Genomic DNA, 25,846 nt, shown 5'->3' with positions numbered 1-25,846 from the left:
CAAAATACAGAATTTCTGCTGAAAACTCATGCGCGGGACGGGCAACAAGCAGGAAATGGCAGGCTTTGGGACAGGACAACGTAGATAAAAAACGGACCCGCGGGTCCGTTTCTGAGGGTATATAAAAAATCAGGCAACCTGTAGCTGTGGCATCGCCCGCGCTGTCGAACGGCGGCGCATCCAGAATAATGCCGGAACTAATAACAACAGGGCGACCGGGCTAGGTGCATTGACGCTGTTATTGCCGCCTGGTGGGATGTCCAGTGGTGCCCAGTTGACTTGCTGATTGCCGCTCCAGGACTTCGCCATCACCTGGCCCCAAATCACGCCCCATTCCGTTGAAATGGCCGCTTTCGGCGCCAGGATAGAACCGTAGACTGAAGAGGAAATACGCAGGTCATTGATGCCGTTGAAGTTAAACAATACGTGGTTGGCGATGGCCGCGCTGTTGCTGTTCAGGTCGCCAACTTCATACCGTACTTGGGTCAGTGACAGACAGTCAGTTTGGCCAACAGCGCATTTCGCTTGTGGTGTCCAGTTTTTCGCCTGCGTGCCGTTTGGGTTACTGACGTTAAACACCACCAGTGCATCTTTACTGATGTTGCTGTTATCCACACGAATGGTGTGGAAAGTATTCAGGTCGTCCTGTGTGATGTTAAATACATAGACATTGTCTGCAGTGACCTTTGCCGGCGTAAACACCAGCACACCGTCCTGGGTATTACGGTTGATTCCGACTGCAGGGGTGGTTTTGGCCGCCAGTTGATCGGACAACGCATTAAGCTGGGTAAAGGCACTGTTGAAGTCTACTGTACCCGGCGTTTTGTTTGTGCTGGCGGCACCGACACCGCCGCCGGTCACGCTATAACTACCTCCGTACACCAGGTCGCCCAGGCGGGTATTCCCAGCGCCATCATAGACGTTCAGATGCCCAGAACCGGTTTTTACCACGTTGCCGCCGACTGTGACTGTTGCAGCGGCACTGCTGTTGACGTAGCCAAAATCATAACCGCCATTGACCTGCAGATTACCGCCGATGGCCGCCGCACCTTCGGTGTCTGACGAGCTGGCGCTGAAGTTTTCTTTAACGAATACGTTGTAATTGGCGGCCTGACCCAGGCTGATACTACCGGCCTGACTGGCCACACTGAACAGGCTGGCCGCAACCAATCCCAAAACTAACGCTAACTTCATTGCAGGCTCCTGCAGATGCTGAAAATTTGCGCAATAATAGCGGATTCGCTTATTTTTGACAACGCTGTCTTTTTTGAATTTTTCATGAAGGGCAGATATATAGAATTTATCTGGAAATAATTATTGTTAATCAGAATGATAGAGATTGAATGCGCTGAGTAAAACTCAAAATTATTTGCAGGTTTTTCAGGTCTGAATGAGTAAAAACAGAGTTCCTGAAGCAGAAACTCTGTATCTGAGTGATTTTTCTAATATTTCGATAATTGCTGCAATAGTTGCCGTTCGGCTGTATTGAGTTCGCGGCTGCTCACGGCACTGAGGATCACCTTAGCCTCTGCAGTTCGTTTGAGCTGCAGTAAAGCGGCGGCGATATGCAGCTGCAGTAAGGTCGCTTGTGGCTGGCGGATTTCTGCTTCGCGCAGTATACCCAGGCCCTTTTCTGCCTGTCCGGCTTTGACCAGAGCATAGCCGTACGTATCGAGGATATCGGCTTGTTCCGGCATCGACAGATGCGCTTTTTCCGCCCATTGCAGCGCTTGTTGTGGCTCTGTGTCAAACAGCAACACCGCCAGATTATTTTGTAAAATAGCCTGGGTCGCTAATAACGGACTTTGCTGATATACAGCGCGGGCTTGCTCAGGAGCACCGGTTTGCTCAAGTTGTTCAGCCAATGCCAGAGTGGCACTGAGATCTGTCGGGTGCTGCTGCAACCAATCTTGTAACAACTGCTGCACCACGGCCGGCTGGTCGCGCTGCGCCTGCAGCAACAGCAATAAATGTTGTTGCGCGGCGGATTGGCGGAACAGCGGCGTCAGGACTTCGGCTGCGGCCTGATTCTGGCCTTGTGCCAGATAAAAGTGAGCTTTGAGCTCAGCCACTGCCGGTTGATTCGCCTGTCGGCTTTCGAGCTTTTGTAACAGACGCAAGCCGTCGGCATAACGTTGTTCCAACAGCGCCAACCGGGCCTGCAGCAGACTGAGCTGGACTTCATCGCTATCCAGTGCCTGTAGCCGGCTCAGGGTTTTCTTCGCGCCGTTGCCGTCTTTGGCGCTTAACTGCAGGTCGGCCAGGTCGCGCAGCCGCCACGGCTGATCGTACCAAAGCCCATAGAGGATTTCGCTCAGACGTTTTGTTTCCGCTTGGTCCTGTTGTTTCAGCGCCAGCCGCGCTTTGGCAAAATACAATTCTGCGCTGATATCGGTTTGTGCCGTCAGTTGTTCGGCTAGTGCTTTGGCTTCAGCTAATGCGTTGGTTTGTAAATACAATTCCATTAAAGCCATGCGGGCTGGTACCAGCTTTTGGTCCTGCGGGTCCAGCTGTTGTAAATAATGAATTGCCTCGCTGGCTTTCCCCAACCGCAGCGCGGCGTCAGCCATCAGTTGCAGCACCAGCGGGTCGGCAGCATCTTTTTGCAGCAAGGTCTGGTAAGACTGCATGGCTCCGTTCCAATCCTGTTGCTGCAGCGCCAGACTGGCCATAGATAACAGGCTGGGTTTGTAGGACGCGTCCAAAGTCAGCGCCTGTTGATAAAACTGCCGGGCCAGGGCTGCATCACCGGATTTAGCGGCGACATCACCGGCCAGCTGGAAAATCTCCACTTTGGACTGATCAGCTTTTAACAAATCCGCCGCCGTCTGACGGGCATCGCCAAGTAAGCCCTGTTCCAGCTGCAAATAACCCAACACTATTAAATCTGCTTGTTGATTTTGTCCGGCTTGCGCGCTCAGCAGTTGGCGGGCTTTGGCACTTTGTTCGTTGCGCAGCAGGCTTTGGATATAAGCTTTACGCACCTCAATTTGTTGTGGAAAAGCCTCGAAGGCCTTCTGCAGCACGGATTGTTCTGCTGCGGCGTCCTGCTGGGCGCGGGCAATGGCTGCGGCGAGTAAATACAGCTGGAAATCAGCCGGGTTGAGCTTCAGCGCCTGCTGACTGAAACCCGCGGCCGTTTTGGCATCATTCAGTTGCAGGTAACTTTGGGCCAGCAGCTGGTGTACCTGATAATTGGCCGGATAAAGTTTCAGCGCCCGGCGCAGTTTTAAAATGGCCTGTTCAAATTTTTCCTGACTAAAATCCATGGTCGCGGCCAGCAACAACACATCTTCCTGCTCTTTGGCGTCTTCCGGCAGGTTGTTCAGCTGCATTTGCACCTGACGCAGCATGCGGTTTTGTTCTTTGTCATCGCCCTGCAGACCAATCAGGGCGGCATGGATCAGCTGGCCATAAGGGTTATAGGGGAATTTCTCCCGGTACAATACAATGCTTTGCAGCGCCTCGGCTAATTTGCCCTGTTGCTGCAACACACGGGCTTTGCCGAGCAAAGCGATAGGGTCATTTGGGTCTTTGCTCAGCAGTTGCTGATAAATGCGCAGTGCCTGCTCCGGTTGCTGTTGCACCAGATGTAATTGCGCCTGCAGATACTGTGCTTTGGTGGCAAAGCCTCCATCCGGGCGAATAGCCTGCAGCAGCGGCGGGATTTGGGAGAACTGCTGCTGATTTAAGCGTAATTCGGCGAACTGAAAGCGGATCTCATCGGCAAGGTCGTGGTCAGCCTGACTCAGCGCCTGTTGATACAGGACGGCAGCTTCATCGTATTTATATTGGATTTTCAGTAAGTTCGCCTGCATCAGCTGATAAGCCGGCCGGGCTTTCAGTGCTGGATGCTGATCGAGAAGAAATGCTGCTTCAGTAGTTTTTTGCTGTGCCAGTAAAGCCCGCAACAGGTCATAAATCAGCGGTTCGATCGCAGCACCGCCATCGAGCGCCAGCTGTAGTTCTTTCTCGGCACTGCTCCAGTTACCGGCTTTAAGCAGGACCTGACCCAGCATCAGCCGGGCCGGCAAGTACGCTGGGTTTTGCTGCAGACTGTTGCGCAGCTCTAGTTCTGCCTCACGCCATTGTGCCTGCTGACTATATTGCCGGGCTTTTTCGTAATAAGCTGACGCGGTATCCGCCGCGAACACCGGTTGCGCGCCTATAGCAGCGAACACAGCAACCAACACAGAGAGCACAGGCAGTTTCATCATTTATCCTTCAGGGCCGGCGTGGATGGAGCCAGCGCGGTCAGAGAGCGGTCAGAATGCGGCCACTTTAAATGATAGCGTTGTCATGCGTAAAGCTTGTATGAATTTCAGTAACAGAGATAAAGAACCGGGAGAGCCAGTGATGCAGGTGCAACACCAAATACCACAATGTTGTTTTCTTTATCAGGCCGATGGTGCAGAAGCACGGCTGGAATACCGGCTGTTTCAGGCGCAAGGGCAGCCAGCGGTCGATTTTTATCATACTTTTGTGCCGCCGGAATTCAGGGGGCAGGGCATTGCGGCATTGTTAACCACTGCCGCGCTCGAATGGGCCCGTCAGCAACAACTGCAGATCCATGCCAGTTGCAGTTATGTCGCCCGTCAGCTGGAGACAACAGAAAAAAACTAAAAAATGTATACAAATTTATTTTGTGTATACATTTAATGCTATGCTGTTGATAAATTAAACGGAACAGGTGGAGCAGCATGACAGCATCGGCACAGCAGAGCGGTGGAGATACCGCCGGGTGGAGCAGTTCGCATTGGGTCGCAGGTTTTGTCGCTGTGCTGGTTGGTTTTGCCAGCTCAGTCGCCATAGTGTTTCAGGCGGCGGAAGCTGCAGGGGCCAATGCCGCGCAAATCGCCAGCTGGATTGGGATCCTTGGTTTTGCCATGGGGGTGACTTGCATTGGCTTTTCCTGGTACTTCAAAGCGCCGGTACTGACGGCCTGGTCAACGCCCGGCGCGGCGCTGCTGGCCACCAGCCTCAGCGGCTACAGCCTGGCTGAAGCGGTCGGCGTTTTTATGTTCAGCGCCTTGCTGACGTTGCTGCTTGGGCTGTCCGGCTGGTTTGACCGGCTGAGTAAAGTGCTGCCGCTGCCTTTGGCCAATGCCATGCTGGCAGGGATTTTGTTGCAGTTTGGCCTGGGGATTTTCCGTCATTTGCCACAAGCACCTGTACTGGTGATTGGGTTGGTGCTGCTGTTTGTACTGAGCCGGCGTTTTATCGCCAGATACAGTATTCCGCTGGTGTTGCTGGCTGGAGTAATTTTCACTTTGCTGCGCGGCGAATGGTCAGTACAGCAGTTGCAGCCCTCCCTGGTGCAACTGGAATGGGTTTGGCCTGAGTTTCACTGGCAAGCGATATTAGGTGTGGGATTGCCGCTTTTTATCGTGACAATGTCGTCACAAAACCTGCCGGGGCTGGCGGTGCTGCGTAGTCAGGGTTATCAGACGCCGGTATCGCCTTTGTTAACTGTGACGGGTTTGCTGACGCTGGTGACTGCGCCTTTTGGCAACTTCTCGATTAACCTCGCGGCTATTACCGCCGCGATTTGCAGCGGGCCAGAAGCGCACCCGGAGCCGGCATCACGTTACCGCGCCGGCATCGCCGCCGGGGTGTTTTATCTGCTGACTGGTCTCGCCGGTTCAACCATAGTGGCGTTATTTGTGGCCTTCCCGCCGGCATTGGTGGCGGTGGTCGCAGGACTGGCGTTATTGGTCACTATCGCCGGCAACTTGTCGGTAGTCACGGCTGAAGGACCATACCGCGAAGCGGCGATGCTGACCTTTTTGCTGACCGCATCCGGCGTCAGCTTTTTTGGTATCGCATCGGCTTTCTGGGGTCTGGTGTTGGGATTGGTGGTGTTATTACTGCAAAAATGGCGGGCCTGATGCAAAAAGCCGATCTGTATCTGCAGCTGCGGGATGACATTCGCCGCCGGCGCTGGCCGGCAGGCCGGGCGCTGAAACAACAGGAACTGGCGGACTTTTATCAGACCAGTCGCATTCCGGTGCGCGATGCGCTGGCACGGCTGTTGGCTGAAGGCTGGCTGGTCAGTGCCGGCAAAGCCAGTCTGATGGTGCCGCCTTTATCGGCTGCCGAAGCGCTGGAACTTTGTTTGATCCGCAGCCAGCTGGAGCCTTTAGCGCTGCGTCAGGCCTTGCCGCAGCTGAATCTGGCGATTTTGGGCGCGGCTGAAGATTGTCTGAATGCCGCCGACGCTGCAGCGCATGATCCACTGCTACAGGGTGAACTGAACTGGCAGTTTCATCAGCTGCTGTATCAGCCTTGCGGCATGCCAACTTTGTTGCAGTTGCTGCAGCAGCTGCATCTGAAAGTGGCGATGTATCTGGGGTTTCAACAAGTGCAGCTGGGCTACGCTGACCAAAGTGCGGCGGAACATCGCGCGTTGCTACAGCATTTGCGGCAGGGGCGCCATGACGTGGCGCTTGAACTGTTGCAACAGCATATCGGCGATGCCGCTGCTGCTTTGCAGCAACATCTGCAACACAACGGGGGTTAACAGATGATATTGCCAGGATCAGTCAATGTGTTGCAGTGTCCGCGTTGTGGTGCAAACAACAATTGCGGTTTTGCGCAGGGGCAGGCAGCTTGTTGGTGTATGCAACTGCCGGTGCTGAGAAAAGAACAGACCGCTGCGCCCGCAGCGGTCTGTTATTGCCAGAATTGTCTGACCGAATTAACGGCGGCGGGCCAGGCCGAGCAAAGCGGCGAAGCCCAGCAATACAAACCCGAAAGCACCACCTGAACTGCTGCCACCGCTGTTTTGCTGTTGCAAAATCGCGGTATTGGCTTTTGGATTCAGACTGGCGGCGCTGTTAACTTCGCTATTAACGACGCTGATGCTTTCAATCAGCACCAGATTATCCTGCGTCACCGCGCGCTGCGCTGTCGCATCGGCACTGGTGTAATTGCGCAGTGGCACACCGTTGAAACTGGCGTTGAGCTTATTCGGCAGTGCGGCGATGGCATCAATCACTTCCATACCAGTGCCGGTCACCTGACCAAACACGGTAAATCCGGCGTTTTGTAAATCGAGCTGTGGATTGCCGCCGCTGTTATCCGCCAAATTAATAAACCATTGATTGGTAGCGCTATTTGGGTCGCCGGCCACTTTTGCCATCGCAATAGTTGCCCGCACGTTCGACCATTTTGGTTCGTTGCGGATTGGCGCTTGTTGTGCCACCGCGCTAAATGGTGCGGCATTGTTGCCGCTGTATTTAAAACCGCCGCCCTGGATGACAAAACCGGGTTCACTGCGGTGGATAAAGGTGCCGTTGTAGCTGCCGGCTTTGACATAGCTGAGGAAGTTCGTGACGGTCACCGGCGTGGACTGGTCGTACAAATTGACTTCAAAGTTACCAAGACTGGTTTTCACCAGCACCACTGTGGCCAGCGCCGGCTGGGCAATGAACACAGAACTCAACAGTGCTGCGATTGGCAGCGGGCGATAAATCTTTGACATGAGGGGTCTCCGGAATGAATTAAGCAAAAGCTTAACTGAGCCGGGATTGCCACCGCGAGCAGCATTACATTTAGTGACGAATTGACTACAGAATATTGTAAAACGCCGGGTGGTTAAACCCGGCATTATTTGGTTGGCTGTGCCGTCAGTTGTTGCCAGTTTTCCAGATAATAGCGGGCTTTTGGATGTTCCTGCGCCTGTTCAAAATGCTGTCGGGCTTTGGTCAGATCACGGCTGACGACTTTGCCTTCAAAATATAACAAACCCAGGTAATAACTGGCACTGACACTGCCTTTGCTGGCGGCCTGTTGCAGCAATTGCAGCGCTTTGACCGGATCTGCTTTGGTGCCTTTGCCAAACAGATATAACAAACCCAGCCGGTTCATCGCCGGCGCATAACCCTGTTCTGCACCAAAGCTATAAAACCGCAGCGCGGCGGCAGGGTCGGCACTGATGCCTTCACCGTCATCCAGCATCACACCAACATGGAAAGCGCAGGCGGCAATGCCCTGACGGGTGCACAAATACAACCAGCGGCTGGCTTGCAGCGGGTCGGCTTTAACGAATTCCCCATCGCGGTACATGTTGCCAAGGCGCAGCATGGCGCGGGCAAAAAACCGTTCTGCAGCTTGCTGGTAATAGTAGTTGGCCGGCTGGCTGTCTTCCGCGAACCAGCGGCGTTCCAGGCCGTAACCATACAGATAATAGGCTTCCGGGTGATAGGACAGCATCGCCTGCCGCAACAACTGCTGCGCCTGCTGCCGTTCTGTGGCACTGAGTTCTGGTTGTTGCATCAAATCTGACACATACAAATAAGCGGCGGTGGTGCTGCCTTGTTCTGCGAGCTGTTTCAGCTGTGCGGTGCCGGTGGCTGCCGCAAGCTGTTGATGTTCAAGCTGCGCCAGAATGGCAAAGCTGGCGGCATCCGGGTGGCCGGCTTTCGCCGCCGCTTGTAACTGAGTGATCGCAGCTGCGGCATCGCGTGGCGTCAGTTTGCCCTGCAGCAGATAGCGGGCCAGCTGTACTTCAGCCATGCCAGGCCCCGCTCGTTCGTTAATATAAGCCTGCAGCTCGGTGATTGCCGCCTGATGTTTGCCGGCGATCAGCGTTTTAAAATGTAGAAAATGCAGCAGTTGCAAGGCCGGGATATAGTCCTGGTCTGCGGCATCAGTCAGCCAGCCCAGGCACTGTGCTTTGCTGGTTTTTATCTGCAACGCTGGTTGAAAACACCATTCCGCCAGCGTAACTTTGGCCTGTAACGAGCCTTGCGCCACCGCTTTGAGTATCAACGCTTCGGCTTCTGCCGGTTTGTTTTCTTCCATCAGCGCCAGCGCCAGCGGCACCATCATCGCCGGATTATTGTTGGCGCCTTCGGGTAACAGTTCTTTACGCCAGCCATCAACCAGGCCGACAAAGGGAAATGGCAGGCCGTCGATGGCGTGCAGATAACGCTGATTGTCGAAAAACACTGTTTTCAGCCGATTGTCGGCCGGGTCGTACACCTGCACTTCATAGTGCAGGCTGTTGCCGGATGCTGCCAGCACTGCATGGTAATCCTGCATTTGCATACCCAGCAGGCCAAGCAGTTCGTGGGCGTCGGCAAAGGTATTAATGCGCCAGGCGGAATAACTGGCGTTGCCGTTGCCGCTACGCAAGATACCGTCGCGCAGATAACTCTGGTAAGCCTGTAGTGCTTTGAGCTCGTTCTGTTGCTGATGCTCCTGATAACAGTTCATCGCCAGCCGGTAAAATGCCAGATTCAGCAGGTTTTGTTGTTGCCATTGCCGCCAGGGCAGGGTCAGACACTGACTGATATCAGTCTGCATCAGTTGTTGTTGCATGGCGCGCCAGTCTTTCGCGCTTTGTTGGGCCAGGCCTGATGCTAAAAAGCTCTGATATAAAGCCTCATAGTTAGGTAACGCAGTCGCCGGAGGTAACTGTGCTGCAGTCTGGACATACAGCTGACCAGCGGCCGGCACTGCACTGGCCGGTTGGCCGGACTTGTTCGGCGTCTGCTGACAGGCTGTCAGTAATGAGCAGAGACAACATAACAGGGCAATGGATTGCCAGCGGATGATATTCAACAGGGCAGGCTCAGTCTTGTTCAATCCATGGGGTTTGCGGTAACAAATCCAGATGTGCTTCATAACGCGGCAAATTAAATTCCTGCGCCAGTTCGACCACCGCAAACATTTCCGGTGCTAAGGCACAGGCAATGAGTTCTAAGGCGTCTTCGCGGCTATGACCGGTCATACACAGCCGCATCAGCGTCGCTTTGACTTTCAGCGGATATCCATCTGCCAGCTGATTCTCGATGACTTCAAATAACAGTTGTTGATCGAGCTGATCACCATGGTCCTGACTCATTGTTCCCGGTTTCCTGCCACAGAATGAAGATGTCCAGCATGCCAGATTTCCCTTGCCCTGCCCAGTCTATATTCTGCAAAGGCCGCGGGCTTTGGCTTTCGTTGAGCAGTGGTTTGTGCTGAGATGGAGCCCAATACTTTTGTTTAAATGAAAATCAATTAGTTGTTGTGAAGCCGACATTGACGGCTTGCGCCGCACAAAACGCTTCTGTATGTTGGTAACAAAACTACAGCTGGTACTAAAATCAGCGAACAAACCGACAACATCACTCACGCTACCATTTCATCAACAGTTTCAATAAAAGAGATAATAAACAATGGGTTATGTCGATTTGGCTTTGGCATTTCTGCCACAGTTGGCGCTGATTATTGTCGCCGCGCAAGTATTTGGTTATCTGGCTAAATTTGTTGGTCAACCCAAAGTGGTCGGCGAAATGATCGCCGGTGTGGTGTTAGGCCCCTCTCTATTCGGCCTGTTCTGGCCAGAACTGCAGCAAAGTATTTTTGTCGCTGAAACCATGCCGATTTTGTATTTCGGTGCTCAGCTTGGCGTCGGCTTGTACATGTTTCTGGTGGGCCTGGAGTTTAATACTCAGCTGTTTCGCAAAAATGCCCGCAGCGCCATCGGGGTCAGCCTGGCTGGCATGATAGTGCCTTTTGGCGTCGGCGCACTGTTGTGCTTGTGGTTACTGGAAACGCCCGGCTTGTTCGCCGCCAATATTTCTTTTGCCAACGCAGCGATGTTTATGGGCGCCGCTATTGCCATCACGGCATTTCCGATGCTGGCACGGATTATTTATGAGCGTGGCCTGGCAGGTACTGCTGTTGGCACGCTGGCATTGGCGGCCGGTGCCATTGACGACGCCTCGGCCTGGGTGGTGCTGGCGGTGGTGTTAGCCAGTTTCGGCGGTGGTTCGATTCTGGCGATTAAAGCCGTAGTCGGCGGTGTGTTGTACGCCAGCCTGATGCTGACCAAAGTGCGCGGCTGGCTGCAGCCGCTGGCTGATAAAGTCGAGAAAACCGGTGTATTGACCGCTGCACAGTTGCTGTTAGTGTTTGTGTTGTTCTCCATTTCCGCTTACGCGATGGAATGGGTCGGTTTACATGCTGTGTTTGGCGGCTTCCTGCTCGGTATTGCCATGCCGCGTGGCAAGCTGACTGAGCTGGTGACAGCACGGCTGCAAAAAATCACAGTCTTTGTGTTGCTGCCGATGTTTTTCACTTATTCCGGCCTGAAAACCCAGTTAAACGTGCTTGCTTCTTTTGATGTGATGTTTATCGCACTGGCTATTCTGGTGGCTTCGATTTTTGCCAAAGGCGTGGCCTGTTGGGCTGCAGCCCGAATGGGCGGCGCGGATAATCGTACCGCCATGGCCGTTGGTGCGCTGATGAATGCCCGTGGTCTGATGGAGCTCATTATCATCAACATCGCGCTGAAGTTCGGCGTGATTGAACAAGGCCTGTTCTCGATCATGGTGCTGATGGCGATTGTCACTACACTGATGGCGTCACCGCTGTTCCATTTGGTCTATGGCCGGCATATGAGCAAACCGGATGACCAGCCGCCGGTACCGCCATTAAATGCGGCGATGAAGGTGTAACGCTTTGCAGAGATGAAAAAGCCGGCGAGTTCGCCGGCTTTTTTATTGGAGATAGTTCTATTCGCGCTAGCTTAGAGCGATAACGCTTTTTCGCCGCGGGAAATGCCCGAGACACCGCTGCGCACAGTTTCCAGAATTTGCGTGCCTTCCAGCGCTTCAATAAAAGCTTCCAGCTTCTCCGAGGTGCCGACAACCTGAATGGTGTAAGTGGTTGGTGACACATCGATAATCTGGCCGCGGAAGATGTCGGCGTTGCGTTTGACCTCTTCGCGTTGCGCGCCGCTGGCTTTGACTTTCACCATCATCAGCTCGCGTTCGATGTGCGCGCTTTCACTCAGGTCAGTCAGCTTCACCACTTCAATCAGCTTATGCAGCTGTTTGGTGATTTGTTCAATGACCTGATCATCACCGCGCGTCACCAGCGTCAGCCGTGACATGGTTGGATCTTCAGTCGCAGCAACCGTCAGCGAATCAATGTTGTAACCGCGCTGGGCAAATAAACCCACGACACGGGCTAAGGCGCCGGATTCGTTTTCCAGCAATACCGCAATAATATGCCGCATGTTAAGTCCGCTCCGTTTTGCTCAGGAACATGTCATTCATGGCACCACCAGGTACCTGCATCGGGTAAACGTGTTCTTTCGGATCGACGTGAATGTCGAGAAACACCAGTTTATCTTTCAGCGCGAATGCCCGTTCCAGCGCCGGTTCCAGTTCTTCCGGGCTGGTGACACGGATGCCGACATGACCATAAGCTTCCGCCAGTTTGACGAAATCTGGCAGTGAATCCATATAAGAGCTGGAGTAGCGCGAGTCATAGTTCATGTCCTGCCACTGCTTCACCATGCCCAAATAGCCGTTATTGAGGTTGATGATTTTGACGCCCAAACCATATTGTTTGCAGGTCGACAGCTCCTGAATATTCATCTGAATGGAACCTTCGCCGGTGACACAGACCACTTCGGCGTCCGGGTAATGTAATTTCACGCCCATCGCCGCCGGCAGGCCAAAACCCATAGTGCCGAGGCCACCGGAGTTGATCCAGCGGTTGGGTTTGTCGAATTTGTAATATTGTGCGGCAAACATCTGGTGCTGGCCCACATCTGAGGTGACGTAAGCGTCGCCTTTGGTGTGGCGCCAGACCGCTTCAATCACCGCCTGCGGTTTTAACAGGTCAGTACGGTGTTCAAAACGACCGCCGTGCACTTCGCGCCATTGATTAATTTGATTCCACCACTGGCCCAGCGCCGCCTGGTCCAGTGTATTGCCGTGTTTTTCCAGCTGATGCAGCATTTCCTGCAGCACAGGTTTTACGAGACCGACAATAGGCACATGCGCCGTGATGGTTTTGGAGATACTGGCCGGGTCTATGTCGATATGGATAATGGTCGCATTCGGACAGAATTTTTTCGTCGCGTTAGTGACGCGGTCATCAAAACGCGCACCGACAGCAAATATCACGTCGGCATTGTGCATGGCCTGGTTGGCTTCATAGGTGCCGTGCATGCCGAGCATACCGATAAATTGCGGGTCTGTGGCCGGATAAGCGCCAAGGCCCATCAAGGTATTGGTTACAGGTAAATTCAGTTTACGCGCCAGCTCCGTCAGCTCTGCCGAGGCCTGACCTAAAATCACGCCACCGCCGGAATACAGCACAGGTTTTTTCGCAGCCAATAAAGTCTGCAGTGCTTTTTTGATTTGGCCCGGATGGCCTTTGGCGTTCGGATTGTAGGAGCGTAGTTTGATGTCTTTCGGATATTCGTATGGGAACTTCTGGTTCGGCATCGTCATATCTTTCGGAATATCCAGCACCACAGGGCCTGGCCGGCCGCTTTGGGCGATATAAAAGGCTTTTTTCACCATGGCCGGAATATCGGCCGGGTTACGCACCGACATATTGTGTTTGACGATGGGGCGCGAGATACCGAGCATGTCGGTTTCCTGGAAAGCGTCATCGCCAATCAGATGGCTCATGACCTGACCACAGATCACCACCATCGGAATCGAATCCATATAAGCAGTGGCAATGCCGGTGACGGCATTAGTAGCGCCGGGGCCTGAGGTGACGAGCACCACGCCGGCTTTTCCGCTGGCACGGGCATAGGCATCCGCCATGTGGGTGGCGGCTTGCTCATGACGGACCAGCACATGTTTTACCTCGGTTTGCTGAAACAGCGCATCGTAGATATGTAACACGGCGCCGCCGGGGTAACCATAAACGAATTCGACTCCTTCATCACGAAGGGCCCGAATCAGCATGGCGCCGCCAGACAGCAGTTCTGGTTGGTGTTGTTGGCTCATTTTTACTCAGGTCTCATAGTTTGCGTAGGCACAGGTGTACCGGTCAGCCTTTGGGCATGCCGGTTGGGTTCTTGTCTGAAGACAAGCAATTCTGCTTACGTGGAGAATTCACAGGGGTAAGACTGTGAAAAAATCAAACTACGGCCTTTATCGTTGGATCCGCCTCCGCTGCAGCGCAGTCAGGGCGGGTTTATAGGCAGGCTCGCTACGCCGTACTTTACGGGATCTGGTCCGGCCTTGCCAGCTCTTTTTTAGCGGAGCAGGCAGCGTTTTTTTGCCGGTTTTCAGGGTATAAAATCAGCACAACGCCTTGCAAATCAAGGGGCGCAGCCACATAGTAGGCAGAGTTTCATTCGCACAGAGATTTTATCGGTGTTAAGCAATCAGATTGATGTCAGTTTTGACAACGTACGTGAATTACTGGAGCTGTCGCAGCAAAAGCTGGTGATTTTCGATTTTTGGGTTCAGCAGCATGAGCCTTGTCAGCAGATTTTATTGGTGCTGGAAAAAATCGCTGGTGATTATCCAGAGCATTTAGTGCTGGCCAGAGTCAATTGCGACACTGAGCAACAACTGGCGATGCAGTTTGGCGTGCGCTCTCTGCCCACAGTGCTGTTTATCCGCAACGGTCAGCCGGTCGATGGTTTTGCCGGCGTGGAAACTGAAAGCCAAATCCGTAGCCGGCTGGAGCCATTTTTACCCAAGCCGGAAGATTTATTGCTGCAACAGGCCTTGCCATTGTTAGAGGCGCAGCAATGGCAAGAAGCCTATCCACTGCTGAAAAACGCCCATCAGCTGGCACCGCAGCGCACCGATGCGCGGCTGCAGCTGGCTTATTGTGCGGCGTCGCTTGGGCAAATCGCTTTGGCGGAAGAGTTGATAGCCCCGGTGCTGCTGGCCGACCAGGATGCCTTGTATCATCAGGTCAAAGCGCTGATCGAACTGGCCCAGCAAGCGGCAGAAAGCCCGGAGATCCGTGCGCTGGAACAACAGCTGGCGGCTGACCCAACCAATCTGCAGCTGAAGCAGCAATTAGCGGTGCAATATCAGCAGGTGCAGCGCTTTGCCGACGCTTTGGCGTTATTATTCAGCATTCTGCAGCAGGATTTAAACTTTGGTGACAGTAAGAAGCTAATGTTAGATATGCTGGCGGTGTTACCAAAAGGTGACGCACTGGCCGGTGAGTACCGGCGCAAACTCTATAGTTTGTTGTATTAATAGTTCAGACGCTGGAGTCTGAGCATTCAAATCCCGGTGAAAGCCGGGTGAAATCACAAGGAAATTCAATGCGCTTGCAGACTTATTACTGCGCTTTGTTGTCAGTGCTGTTGTTCAGCAGTGCCCAGGGCCGGGCCGATTCCGCTGAACAGTTATTTGCCCGCTTTGAGCCGGCGTTATTGCAGGTGCGGGTGCTGGAACAGGCTTCAGGTGCCAAAGCGGCAATAGGCACCGGCTTTGTGCTGGAAGATCCGGCGCTGGTGGTGACCAATTATCATGTGGTGTCCGAAGCGGTGTTATCGCCGGAAAAGTACCAGCTGGAATACCTCAATGCCAGAGCGCAAAAAGGTGCCTTGCAGGTGCTGGCGGTGGATGTGATCAACGATTTGGCGCTGGTCAGCACCGATTACCGCGCGCCGCAGCCATTTAAAATTCAGACGACCAAACCGGTGCAGGGCGCCACGATTTATTCGCTCGGCAACCCGCATGACCTTGGCATGATCCTGGTGCCCGGTACCTACAATGGTCTGCAGAAATACAGTTATTACCCACGAATTCATTTTACCGGCGCGGTCAATTCAGGCATGAGCGGTGGCCCTGCTGTTGATGCCAGTGGTCAGGTGGTTGGCATTAATGTCGCCTCGGCCGGTAATCAGCTGGGGTTTCTGGTGCCGGCGGATGCATTGCAACAGTTGCTGGCGCGTTATCAGCGCGAAGGCCAAAGCAAAGACTTAAAAGCCGATATCGAACGCCAGCTGCTCAGCAGCCAGCAGGCGATGTTCAGCCAAATTCTGAATGCCGACTGGAAACTCAAAGACTTCGGCACCGGCAAAGTGCCGGATGAAGTGGTGCCTTTTGTGCGCTGCTGGGGCGAGTCGAATGTGGAAAAAGACAAAGAAACGCTGAAAAAAGTCACAGCTTTTTGTAGCCAGAGTGAAGAGATTTTTCTGTCGCAGCATTTCACCTCGGGCCGGGTGGAAATGCAGTTTGAGTGGCTCGAAGCCAAAGACTTACATCCGCTGCAGTTTTTCAGTCTGTACGAGCAAAACATTTCCCGCGCCAATGCCGACAATCAGGCGTTAAAAGAGGACGTGACTGCGTTTGAATGCCAGCACCGCGTAGTGCGTCAGGCGGGGGGTCATCACGCCAAAATGATCTATTGCGTGCGGGCTTATCGCGATTATGCCGGTTTGTACGATGTGTTGTATCTGGCGGCCTCGCTGGATCAGCAACAACAAGGACTGGTCAGCCATTACACCTTGTCGGGCGTCAGTCAGGAAACCGCCCGGGCCTTTAGTCAGAAATTCAATGGGGCTGTGTCATGGCAATAATTATTGAAGTGCTGAATAAACAGCACAAAGTGACAGAGCGTCATCGTTTTACCCAGCCGCGGATTGCGCTGGGCCGCGCCTATAACAATGATTTGATCCTGTACGACAAACATGTCAGCCCGCACCATGCAGAACTGGTGCTGGCCGAAGACGGCCGCTGGCAGCTGGTTGATTTGGCCTCGCTCAATGGCAGTTTTGTCGAGCCGTCGGTGGCTGTCACGACCAGTACCGAGCTGCAAAGCGGTCAGTTATGTTGGCTGGGCGAGCAGGCCATTCGGGTTTATGACGAACACCATCCGGTGCCGCCGGCTTTGCCTTTTAATAATATTGAGCAGCGCTTACGCCGGTTTGGTCATCCGGCACTGATTGTCCTGCTGGCGCTGTTTTTAGTTGCCGAAGAATTATTCGGCCTCTGGCTGACGGCGCCGGAGCCTGGCCAGGGGCGATGGTCGCGCAATCTGCTGAATCTGCCATTGTTGATGCTGGGGCTGGCGTTATGGCCGGCATTGCTGGCGCTCTGGGCCAAAATCAATCAGCACGAAGCACGGTTTTTGCCACAGCTTGGTATCACCTTCAGCGTGGTCGTGTTGATGGAATGCTGGCAGGCTTTGATGACAGTGCTGAATTTTAGTCTGGACGGTGCTGCCGCTGTGGTCTGGTTGGGGGATATTGGCCAGACTGCACTGGTGATTTTGTTGTTGTCGGCCAACTTTTATCTGGCGCTGCAGCTGTCGGTCATGAAAAAAGTGGCATTAGCCACCGGCCTTGGTTTGTTGCTGAGTCTGCAGGGTGTGGCTGTGTCGGTGTTGTTTGAAGAGCAGGGCCAGCTGGCTCCAAAGTTTGATAACAGCCTGATGCCACTGACGTTTTATCTGAATAAGCCGATGGACAGTGCAGGATTTGACAAGGAAAGCGCCGAGTTATTCCGGCAGACGGATGAAGCCCGGCTGGAGCCGGAGGAATAATAAAGCGCGCAGGCGGGGGCTTTAGCCCTGCCGGCGCTGCCAGATTTGGCGGATTTGGCTCGGTAAGGTCATGGGGTCAAAGGGTTTAACCACCACATCACTGGCTCCCAACGCTTTGTAAGATTCGATTTCGCTGGATTGGACCTTGGCGGTCATAAAGACCACAGGCACGTCGCTTAAATCGAATTGTTGCTGTAACTGTTTCAGTGTGCTGGGTCCGTCCATGCCGGGCATCATCACATCCAGCAGGATCAGCTGAGGCAGAAATTGCGGATACTGTTCCAGTGCTTGTGCGCCGCCATTACAGGTACAGACTTCAAAGTGGCCAACGGCTTCGAGTGCCACCCGCGCAACCATCTGGATCGAAGGATCATCTTCCACATGCATGATTTTTTTCAGTTCTGTCATCTTTTATCCTTCAATCTCAGCTGCTCGTTCAGTCTGTCACAAGCCCGTCGGGATTGCCAGTTTTCACCAGAAGGCTTGTCTTGATGTCATTGTTTTCACAGTTATTTATAACCTTGGATGTTTTGTTGCAGCAACACCGGCCTCTGTGGCAGTTTCAACCGATGCAGGCGGACTGGCCGGCAGAACTGGACCCGGCTTTAAGCGCCTTGCTGCAGAGTTTCAGTCTCGAAGATTGTGCCAGGATTGATGCCAGTCCAGCGTTGCAACAACAGTATTTTAGTGCCTGGTTTCCGCAGTTGTTTGCGGCCTTACCACAGTTACCAATGGAAGTGGCGGAACCTCAGAAAGCCCTGCCATTTTGGCTCAGTACCGATATCAATGGCCGCAAATGGCAGCAAATCACCCGACTGGCGGCTTGTGTCGGCCAATCCGGCCAGCCGGTGTTGGAGTGGTGCGCCGGCAAAGGTCATCTTGGCAAAGTGATGAGTTATCTGTATCAGGCTGACGTCACCAGCCTCGAGTGGCAACAAAGCTTGTGTGACAGTGGCCAGCTGCGCGCCGGCCAGCTCGGTCTGACACAGCAGTTTGTTTGTGTCGATGTGCTAAAGCAACCGGTAGCGGCATATCTGCAGCCACAGCAACAGCTGCTTGCTTTACACGCTTGTGGAGATTTACACCGGGTGGCGGCGCGCGAAGCTGTGGTTGCCGGTTGTCAGGCGTTGGCTTTAGTGCCTTGTTGTTACCATTTACAGCAGGCAACGCTGTATCAGCCGTTGTCTGGTTTGGGGCAGCAAAGCCTGCTTCAGCTCAGTAAACCCGACTTGCGGCTGGCAGTGCAACAAAGTTGTACCGGCGGTGAGCGGGTGGCGAGGCTGTCTCAGACTGAAATGTTATGGCGGCAACTGTGGTGGGTCTGGCGGCGGCAACAGGGCTTTGCTTATCAGCCGCTGCGCTCGGTCAGCAAACATTGGTTTAGTGGCGATTTAACCGATTTTCTGGCTTTTGCCGGTGCTGAACATCAACTGGCACCGCCGGATCTGGGCCTGCTGCCGGGTTTACTTGAGCAGGCTGAACAAGCGCTGTTGCAACAACGTCAATTAGAGCTGGTGCAGCATCTGTTTCGCCGGCCGCTGGAATTATGGCTGGTGGCAGATTTGGCGCTCTATCTGCAGGCGCAAGGCTATCAGGTGCAGCTCAGCGAACTTTGTGCTGCCAGCCTGACGCCGCGTAACCTGCTATTGCAGGCAGTGAAAAACACTTAAGAAGTGCTGGTGCAATCCAGCTGCTGTTTCAGCTCATTGTCCGGCGCAGCCAGGTAGGTAGCGATACGCAGATCTTTGTCGACCCAACGCTGGTTCAGCCACAGTTGGAACTGCTGGCGGAACGCTTCATTCTGGAAATAATCGCCGATGATTTGCGCGTCGACCGGCAACACATCGACCTGGATCACCACGCGTTTTAACCGGCCAAGTAACATCGCGACCAGCACATGGCGCGGGTTGTCGGGGTAAATCAGCGTCACATCCAGCACTGCATCAAACAACGAGCCCATGCTGGCCAGCGTAAAAGCAATACCACCGGCTTTGGCTGGTAGCAAAAAGCGGAACGGACTGTTTTTTAACCGGTGTTTGGCTGCGGTAAAACGGGTGCCTTCAACAAAGTTGATAATAGTCGTTGGCTGCTCGCGGAATTTTTCACAAGATTGGCGTGTGGTTTCAATATCTTTGCCTTGCAGCGCCGGATTGCGGCGGATCTGTGCCTGGCTGTAGCGCTTCATAAACGGCATATCCAGCGCCCAGGACGCCGAGCCGATAAAAGGCACCCACTTTAACTCTTCTTTTAAAAAGAACTTGGGCTCCGGGATTCGGTCCAGTGCAAACTGACTCAGCACCGGGATATCCAGCCAGCTGCGATGATTTGAAATCAGCAGATACCAACGCTGTGGCGACAAACGCGCTTCGCCTTCGATTTGCCATTCCACTTTGTTAAACAGTTCAATCAGCTGGCGATTATGCAAAGACCAGTGACGGTAGGCCCAATGCGCAATTTTAGATACCCGTTGCCGGGCGGACGGCATCGGCAGCAGCAATTTCACCACACCGCAGATGGTAACAATCAGCCCCCACACCGTCAGGTTCAGCGTAAACAACGGCAGCGACAACAGCAAAATCAACGGTGCGGGAAGAAAAGCCAGCATCAGCGGGACTCCTGTTGTAATAAAGCGATTTGCCGGTCTTTATCCAGCCATAACTGGTTGACCCAGTGCTGGAATTGCTGGCGGTATTGTGCGTCTTCGTAGTCACCAATCAGCGCTGGATCTATCGGTAACACGCGGACCCGCACTTTGATGTCATGCACTTTACCACTGATATAGTCCCAAAAACTCGGTGAGCCTTTCGGGTAATAAATGGTCACATCCAGTAATTTGTGCAGATGCTCGCCCATGGCGTTCAGCACAAAAGAAATACCACCGGCTTTGGGTTTGAGTAAATGAGCAAAAGGTGCCTGTTGTTTGGTGTGTTTTTCCGGCGTAAACCGCGTGCCTTCGAGGAAATTCATCACCGACACTGGTTTATAACGAAATTTTTCACAGGCTTTGCGCGTCGTTTCAACGTCTTTGCCTTTGAGCTCTGGATGTTTGGCCAGAAACGCAGCGCTGTAGCGTTTCATAAAAGGAAAATCCAGCGCCCACCAGCACAGGCCAATCACCGGCACATAAATCAGCTCTTTTTTCAGAAAGAATTTCAGGAACGGGATCTGGCGATTAAAGACTTTTTGTAGCACCAGAATATCGACCCAGCTCTGATGATTAGCGACAACCAGATACCAGTCTTTCAGGCTCAGTGTTTCCAGACCTTTAACGTCCCAGCGAATACGGGTAAACAGTGCCGTGGTGCAGTTATTAATGGAGATCCAGGCGCTGGCACAAGCATCTAACAGCCAGGTGATCCAGGTTTGCCAACGTTGCACCGGCGGCAATTTTAAAATGGCGAGGCACAGAATAGGGACGGCCCAGAATAAGGTATTGCCGATATACAACAAGAAAGAAACCAAGCCAATCAGTGGTTTAGGCAAGAAATGCAGCATCAGTTCTCTCCGTGTTGTGCGGTGTCTGTCGGCGCAGTCAAAAAAAAGAGCAAGTCTGGCCTGCTCTTTGATATACGTTAGTCGGAGCCACTAAACTGCTCCGACCTCTGCAGTCTACCTTAATCTTCGAAGTAGGTGTAGCCGTAGACGCCTGCTTTCAGTTCCTCCAGCATGGCTTGCTGTGTTTCAGTACTGAAGCTGCTGCGACCTAACTGATTGGAGTAGGAGTTAATCAGTTTTTCCGCATCAAAGGCGACGTAGCGCAGCACGTCGGCGACGGTATCACCTTTAATGGCGTTGGCCAGTGAATAAGTACCATCGGGGTTCAGCTCGACATGAACTGAATCGGTGTCGCCAAACAGGTTGTGTAAGTCACCAAGAATTTCCTGATAAGCGCCGACCATGAACATACCAATCAGGTACTGCTCGTCTTCTTTATACTCCGGCAGCGGCAGGCTGCTTTCGATGCCGTTGCCGTCGGCATAGCTCTTCAGCGCGCCGTCTGAGTCACAGGTGATGTCCTGAATAATAGCGCGGCGGTCCAGCGCTTCATTCATCCGCTCCAGCGGCATCACCGGGAACAGCTGGTCAATACCCCAGGCGTCTGGCATCGACTGGAACAACGAGAAGTTGACGAACAGTTTGTCGGCCAGTTTTTCGTTCAGTTCGTCGTGAATTTCACGGTGCGAACGTGAACTTAAGTCCAGCATGTCCTTCACTTTGTTGATGGTGGCAAAGTAGATTTGCTCCAGCAACGACCAGTCTTTTAACGTCAACAAGCCATGCACATACTGCGCATGCGCGTCAGTGAAGTAATGCACGGCATCGTGATAGGCTTCAACGGCGGAGCGTGGCGTGACGTTCTGATAAGAATCCCACAGCGCCCACACCACTTGTGGCGAATCTTCTGAAGGTTCCGGCAGGTAACGCAGGCCCGGCGCGCGTTCCACGTCGATTGCATCGGTTACCAGCACGGCGTGGTGTGCAGTCATGGCACGGCCGGATTCGGTGATGATGTTTGGATGCGGCAAGTCGTATTCGTCACAGACTTCTTTTAAGCCAAACACCACGTTGCGGGCATATTCATACATGGTGTAGTTCATCGAACAGGCGGAACGTGAGTTCGAGCCTTCGTAATCCACACCTAAACCACCACCAACGTCGACTGTGGTGATAGGCACGCCCAGCGTGCGCAGTTCGGCATAATGCCGGGCACATTCGCGGATAGCGTTGTGAATATCGCGGATATTGGCAATTTGTGAGCCGATATGGAAATGTACCAGCTGTAACAGGTCCAGCTTGCCCGCTTCTTTTAAGATATCAATGGCTTGCAGCACTTGCGTTGCGGTTAAGCCAAATTTACCTTTTTCACCACCGGTGTTTTGCCATTTGCCTTTGCCGACTGAGTTCAGCTTGATACGGATACCGATTAATGGCGCCGCGCCTAAGCTGTCGATTTCGCGCAGCAAGGTTTTTAATTCAGTCAGTTTTTCTACGACCACGTAAACCGTGTGGCCCATCATCTGGCCGATAGTCGCCAGGCGCAGGAATTCGCTGTCTTTATAACCGTTACAAACTATTTTCAGTGGTTTTTCGGTGACGCCGAGAATGGCCATCAGTTCAGGTTTTGAACCGGCTTCCAGACCGACTTTATTGCTGGAATGCACCAGCTTTTTCACCACAGAATATTGCTGGTTTACTTTGATTGGGTAAACGGCGGTGTATTCGCCCTGATATTCGCGCTCGGCTTTGGCCTTGGCGAAAGAGCTGATTAAGGTTTCAACCCGGTGCTGCAGGATGTCGGTAAACCGCACCAGCACTGGTAAAGTCAGACCTTCTTGTTTAAAACGTGCTGTCAGTTCCGGGAAACTAATGCCCGGTTTGCTGTGATCCTGATCCGGATAAGCAACGAGATCGCCATTGGCGTTGACGTCAAAGTAGCCTTCGCTCCAGACTGCAACGTTATAAATAGATCTTGCTTTGTCGATACCCCATTCTGCCATTGTCGTGCCCTTAGAAAAAATAGGCCGCCATTTTATTCGTATCGGCGGCAAAAAAACATGAAAAGTTTGTCTCAGGCAGGCTTCACTGGCAAAATATTTGGCCCCTGAATCAGTACCCGGAGTGATACTATGTCAGAACTCAATTCACAACAGTGGTTTACCGAGATCTTCGCGCCAAGTGGCAGTGCGTTTTCCTTAAGAACCGAGCAAAAATTAGCTGAAGTTCAGTCGCCTTTCCAGCACATCGAAATCTATAAAACCACTGATTTTGGCAATCTGATGGTGATCGACGGCGTGATTATGCTCAGTACCCGTGACAATTTTCTGTATCACGAGATGCTGAGCCATCCGGTGCTGTTCACCCATCCAAATCCGCAAAACGTCATCATCATCGGCGGCGGTGATTGCGGCACATTACGGGAAGTGCTGAAACACAGATCAATTCAGCAAGTGACGCAGATTGATATCGATGAACAAGTGACCCGGATGGCTGAGCGTTATTTCCCGGAACTCTGTGCATCGAATCAGGACCCACGCGCCACGTTGTTGTTTGCTGACGGCATTCAGTTTATGCGGGATGCCGCGCCAGCCAGCGTTGATGTGGTGATTGTCGACTCGACTGACCCGATAGGCCCTGGCGAAGGTTTATTTAACCGGGCTTTTTACCAAAGCTGTTTTGCCGCGTTAAAACCGGGTGGCATTCTGGTGCAGCAAAGCGAATCGCCACTGATCCACCTGGAACTGCTGAATGACATGCGGGTAGCAATGAAAGACGCCGGTTTTGCCGAGCTGCAAACACTGCAGTTCCCGCAAATGGTCTATCCGAGCGGCTGGTGGACTTGTACTCTGGCCCTCAAAGAACAAGGCTTTGACGGCTTCCGCCGTGACGCCGCAGCCAACCCGGGTTTTGACACTGAATACTACAACGCCGACATTCATCAGGCATCGATGGCGCTGCCAAACTTTATGCGCCGGCAGTTAAAGCCCTGAGACTGAGTCAGAAAAACGGCCGCCAGACATTGGTAATGCCAGTCAGATAAGCTGACTGGCATTATTTTTAAATAAAAAAGGGATGCATAAAACCACCTGCACCCCTGGGGACAAAAGCTTAGCCGTGCTTATTGGCTAATCAGCGGCTCAATCTGGATTTCCACCCGACGGTTTTTCGCCCGGTTCGCTTCTGAAGTATTGGCCACCAGCGGCTGGTCCGGGCCTGCGCCTTGCGTGACTAACCGGCGATCGTCGATGCGCTGTGCACTTAAGTAATTTTTCACTGTGTCGGCGCGTTGTTGCGACAGCCGCATATTCAGTTCACGACCGCCGGTGTCGTCGGTATGGCCGGTGATCACCAGCAGGGTTTTGTCATATTCAGCCAGCACTTTGGCAATGTCGTTCAGTACCGGATACAGCTCAGCGCGAATGTCACTGCGACCGGAAGCAAAAGTAATTTGCGACGGAATTTCCAGTTTCAGCACGTCGCCTTCGCGTTTGACCTGGACGCCAGAGCCGGCCAGCTGTTCTTCCAGCGCCTGCTCCTGGTTGTCCATATAACGACCAATGGCCGCGCCACTGAGCGCGCCTAATACCGCACCTAAGGCCACGCGTTTATTTTTGTGATTGCCGGTGGCTTTGCCGGCGACACCGCCAACCACTGCACCAATAGCGGCGCCACGGGTGGTATTGTCTTGTGGGAACTGAGCACAACCGGCCAGCGTCAGGCTGGCAGCGGCGGCAAGTGCCGTCAGGCGGGATGCAGTCTGGCGAAATGAAGTCATTAGAAAAATCCTGTGTTTCTGGATAAGAGAAAATGCATATGCGACCGAGTCTGGCGTCGCCGGGCTGAATTATGGCTGAATCAGCAGCAAACCGGCAGCCGTTTAACCTGTGGTCGGTGCTGTTGGTCGCTAGACATTTATACGGCTAAACAGTTAAGCTGCCGCTTAATTAATCAAAGGCGGAGATGTGGGCAAATGGCGGGGTTGAGCTGGAAACGGATCGTGATCAAAGTCGGTAGTGCTTTGATTGCACCGGCAGGGAAAGGCACGTCAACCCGATATCTGCTGGCCATTGCCCGCTTTATCAGCGAATGTAAATTACGCGGGATTGAAGTGGTGTTGGTCTCAAGCGGCAGCGTGGCGGCGGGACGCTCGGCCATTGAATTTACCCATCAGCCGTTACCGATCAACGTGAAACAAGCTTTAGCGGCCATTGGTCAGGCACAGATGATGGCGACCTGGAGCCAGTTGCTCGACTGGCCCTGCGCACAAATTTTACTGACCCACGCCGATTTGGCCGACCGGCGCCGTTACCTCAATATCGACAACACCTTACGTACGCTGCTGAGTCACGGCGCGCTGCCGATCGTCAATGAAAACGATACCGTCGCGACCAAAGAATTGCGGGTTGGCGATAACGACAATCTGGCGGCAATGGTGGCGTCTGTGGTCGAAGCTGATGCGCTGATTATCTGCTCCGACGTCGACGGATTATTTACTGCCAATCCGCGCACCGATACCAGCGCTTGCTTAATCCCCCGCGTTGACGCGCTGACGCCGCAGATTTACGCCATGGCTGGTGGCAGCCATCACAGCACCGGCACCGGCGGCATGGTGACCAAGTTACAGGCTGCCGACAAAGCCACAGCGGTAGGCATCGATACGCTGATCATCAATGGCCAAAAAGCGCAGAGCTTTGAAGATTTATTGGCCGGCAAGCCGGTCGGCACGCTGTTTGCTGCGCGGCAAAGCACCTTGAGTGCGAAAAAACACTGGTTGTTACACTCCAGCAAAGCCAGTGCCGAAGTCTGGCTGGATGCGGGCGCCGCACAGGCGGTGCAACACAAAGGCGCGTCATTGCTGGCTAAAGGTGTGGCCAAAGTGCAGGGCGAATTTGATAAAGGTGATGCGGTCTGGTTAGTGGCGCCAGACGGCAGCAAAATTGCCAAAGGTGTCAGTCAGTACAATGCCGCTGAACTGAATAAAATCAAAGGCATCCATAGCGAGCAAATCGCTGCTGTATTGGGCTACTGTCCAAGCGAAGTGGCGGTGCACCGGGATGATTTGGTCGTATTAAATGGAGTTTGA

At 53.3% G+C, this 25,846-nt stretch carries 22 protein-coding genes; 10 read left to right on the top strand and 12 right to left on the bottom strand.

Annotated elements, in window-relative coordinates:
- Nucleotides 1–129: 129 nt before the first annotated feature.
- A complete protein-coding gene (locus tag ABNT34_RS09660) occupies nt 130–1,194 on the bottom strand; it encodes a choice-of-anchor A family protein (RefSeq protein ID WP_348731051.1) in 1,065 nt (354 codons plus the stop codon).
- A gap of 248 nt (nt 1,195–1,442) precedes the next feature.
- On the bottom strand, nt 1,443–4,217 hold the full coding sequence (gene prsT / locus ABNT34_RS09655; protein WP_348731049.1) for an XrtA/PEP-CTERM system TPR-repeat protein PrsT: 2,775 nt from the start codon (nt 4,215–4,217) through the stop codon (nt 1,443–1,445).
- 82 nt (nt 4,218–4,299) lie between these two features.
- Between prsT and ABNT34_RS09650 the strand changes: the two genes are divergently transcribed.
- The 3 genes from ABNT34_RS09650 to ABNT34_RS09640 all read left to right on the top strand — a co-directional run bounded on the left by ABNT34_RS09650 (nt 4,300) and on the right by ABNT34_RS09640 (nt 6,520).
- Nucleotides 4,300–4,623, top strand: coding sequence for a GNAT family N-acetyltransferase (locus tag ABNT34_RS09650; RefSeq protein WP_348731047.1), 324 nt, complete (start codon nt 4,300–4,302; stop codon nt 4,621–4,623).
- 77 nt (nt 4,624–4,700) lie between these two features.
- Nucleotides 4,701–5,888, top strand: coding sequence for a benzoate/H(+) symporter BenE family transporter (locus ABNT34_RS09645; RefSeq protein WP_348731045.1), 1,188 nt, complete (start codon nt 4,701–4,703; stop codon nt 5,886–5,888).
- Nucleotides 5,888–6,520: a GntR family transcriptional regulator gene (locus ABNT34_RS09640; RefSeq protein WP_348731043.1), complete on the top strand. Its 633-nt coding sequence runs from the start codon at nt 5,888–5,890 to the stop codon at nt 6,518–6,520. The genes ABNT34_RS09645 and ABNT34_RS09640 overlap by 1 nt, the downstream gene beginning before the upstream one ends.
- Nucleotides 6,521–6,697: 177 nt before the next feature.
- On the opposite strand, the gene ABNT34_RS09635 is transcribed toward ABNT34_RS09640, so the two are convergent.
- From ABNT34_RS09635 to ABNT34_RS09625, 3 genes are all read right to left on the bottom strand, one after another.
- On the bottom strand, nt 6,698–7,483 hold the full coding sequence (locus ABNT34_RS09635; protein ID WP_348731041.1) for a peptidylprolyl isomerase: 786 nt from the start codon (nt 7,481–7,483) through the stop codon (nt 6,698–6,700).
- A 125-nt stretch (nt 7,484–7,608) separates the two neighbouring features.
- The gene (locus tag ABNT34_RS09630; protein WP_348731039.1) at nt 7,609–9,567 is read right to left on the bottom strand and encodes a tetratricopeptide repeat protein; all 1,959 of its coding nucleotides are present in this window, start codon (nt 9,565–9,567) and stop codon (nt 7,609–7,611) included.
- 10 nt (nt 9,568–9,577) lie between these two features.
- Nucleotides 9,578–9,850, bottom strand: coding sequence for a hypothetical protein (locus ABNT34_RS09625; RefSeq protein ID WP_348731037.1), 273 nt, complete (start codon nt 9,848–9,850; stop codon nt 9,578–9,580).
- 316 nt (nt 9,851–10,166) lie between these two features.
- On the opposite strand from ABNT34_RS09625, the gene ABNT34_RS09620 reads away from it, so the two are divergent.
- A complete protein-coding gene (locus tag ABNT34_RS09620; RefSeq protein WP_348731035.1) occupies nt 10,167–11,450 on the top strand; it encodes a cation:proton antiporter in 1,284 nt (427 codons plus the stop codon).
- A gap of 71 nt (nt 11,451–11,521) precedes the next feature.
- Here the strand turns inward: ABNT34_RS09620 and ilvN are convergent, their stop codons facing one another.
- Complete coding sequence (ilvN, locus tag ABNT34_RS09615) at nt 11,522–12,013, bottom strand: acetolactate synthase small subunit (RefSeq protein WP_348731034.1); 492 nt, start codon at nt 12,011–12,013, stop codon at nt 11,522–11,524.
- Nucleotide 12,014: 1 nt separating this feature from the next.
- Nucleotides 12,015–13,751 carry an acetolactate synthase 3 large subunit gene (locus tag ABNT34_RS09610; RefSeq protein WP_348731033.1) on the bottom strand — a complete coding sequence of 579 codons (1,737 nt, stop codon included), beginning with the start codon at nt 13,749–13,751 and terminating at the stop codon, nt 12,015–12,017.
- Between the two features lie 372 nt (nt 13,752–14,123).
- On the opposite strand from ABNT34_RS09610, the gene ABNT34_RS09605 reads away from it, so the two are divergent.
- From ABNT34_RS09605 to ABNT34_RS09595, 3 genes are all read left to right on the top strand, one after another.
- Nucleotides 14,124–14,969, top strand: coding sequence for a tetratricopeptide repeat protein (locus ABNT34_RS09605; protein WP_348731031.1), 846 nt, complete (start codon nt 14,124–14,126; stop codon nt 14,967–14,969).
- A gap of 68 nt (nt 14,970–15,037) precedes the next feature.
- Nucleotides 15,038–16,300: a serine protease gene (locus ABNT34_RS09600; RefSeq protein ID WP_348731029.1), complete on the top strand. Its 1,263-nt coding sequence runs from the start codon at nt 15,038–15,040 to the stop codon at nt 16,298–16,300.
- Nucleotides 16,291–17,265: an FHA domain-containing protein gene (locus ABNT34_RS09595; protein WP_348731027.1), complete on the top strand. Its 975-nt coding sequence runs from the start codon at nt 16,291–16,293 to the stop codon at nt 17,263–17,265. The genes ABNT34_RS09600 and ABNT34_RS09595 overlap by 10 nt, the downstream gene beginning before the upstream one ends.
- A 21-nt stretch (nt 17,266–17,286) precedes the next feature.
- On the opposite strand, the gene ABNT34_RS09590 is transcribed toward ABNT34_RS09595, so the two are convergent.
- Nucleotides 17,287–17,673 carry a response regulator gene (locus tag ABNT34_RS09590; protein ID WP_348731025.1) on the bottom strand — a complete coding sequence of 129 codons (387 nt, stop codon included), beginning with the start codon at nt 17,671–17,673 and terminating at the stop codon, nt 17,287–17,289.
- An 83-nt stretch (nt 17,674–17,756) separates the two neighbouring features.
- Between ABNT34_RS09590 and ABNT34_RS09585 the strand changes: the two genes are divergently transcribed.
- Nucleotides 17,757–18,935 carry a methyltransferase gene (locus ABNT34_RS09585; protein WP_348731023.1) on the top strand — a complete coding sequence of 393 codons (1,179 nt, stop codon included), beginning with the start codon at nt 17,757–17,759 and terminating at the stop codon, nt 18,933–18,935.
- Here ABNT34_RS09585 and ABNT34_RS09580 read toward each other — a convergent pair.
- The 3 genes from ABNT34_RS09580 to speA all read right to left on the bottom strand — a co-directional run bounded on the left by ABNT34_RS09580 (nt 18,932) and on the right by speA (nt 22,763).
- Nucleotides 18,932–19,870, bottom strand: a complete 939-nt coding sequence (locus tag ABNT34_RS09580; protein WP_348731022.1) for an acyltransferase — start codon at nt 19,868–19,870, stop codon at nt 18,932–18,934. The two genes, ABNT34_RS09585 and ABNT34_RS09580, sit on opposite strands and share 4 nt — an antisense overlap.
- The gene (locus ABNT34_RS09575; protein WP_348731020.1) at nt 19,870–20,760 is read right to left on the bottom strand and encodes an acyltransferase; all 891 of its coding nucleotides are present in this window, start codon (nt 20,758–20,760) and stop codon (nt 19,870–19,872) included. The genes ABNT34_RS09580 and ABNT34_RS09575 overlap by 1 nt, the downstream gene beginning before the upstream one ends.
- A 119-nt stretch (nt 20,761–20,879) precedes the next feature.
- Nucleotides 20,880–22,763 carry a biosynthetic arginine decarboxylase gene (gene speA, locus ABNT34_RS09570; RefSeq protein WP_348731019.1) on the bottom strand — a complete coding sequence of 628 codons (1,884 nt, stop codon included), beginning with the start codon at nt 22,761–22,763 and terminating at the stop codon, nt 20,880–20,882.
- A 129-nt stretch (nt 22,764–22,892) separates the two neighbouring features.
- Here speA and speE point away from each other — a divergent pair, with 129 nt between their 5' ends.
- Complete coding sequence (gene speE, locus ABNT34_RS09565; RefSeq protein WP_348731017.1) at nt 22,893–23,753, top strand: polyamine aminopropyltransferase; 861 nt, start codon at nt 22,893–22,895, stop codon at nt 23,751–23,753.
- A 128-nt stretch (nt 23,754–23,881) separates the two neighbouring features.
- Here the strand turns inward: speE and ABNT34_RS09560 are convergent, their stop codons facing one another.
- Nucleotides 23,882–24,538: an OmpA family protein gene (locus ABNT34_RS09560; protein ID WP_031570154.1), complete on the bottom strand. Its 657-nt coding sequence runs from the start codon at nt 24,536–24,538 to the stop codon at nt 23,882–23,884.
- Nucleotides 24,539–24,733: 195 nt separating this feature from the next.
- On the opposite strand from ABNT34_RS09560, the gene proB reads away from it, so the two are divergent.
- On the top strand, nt 24,734–25,846 hold the full coding sequence (proB, locus tag ABNT34_RS09555; protein WP_348731014.1) for a glutamate 5-kinase: 1,113 nt from the start codon (nt 24,734–24,736) through the stop codon (nt 25,844–25,846).

It is taken from the genome of Rheinheimera texasensis, assembly GCF_964031785.1.
In the GTDB taxonomy this organism is placed as follows: Bacteria; Pseudomonadota; Gammaproteobacteria; order Enterobacterales; family Alteromonadaceae; genus Pararheinheimera; species Pararheinheimera texasensis_A.
This window is presented reverse-complemented; position numbering and strand designations above follow the sequence as displayed.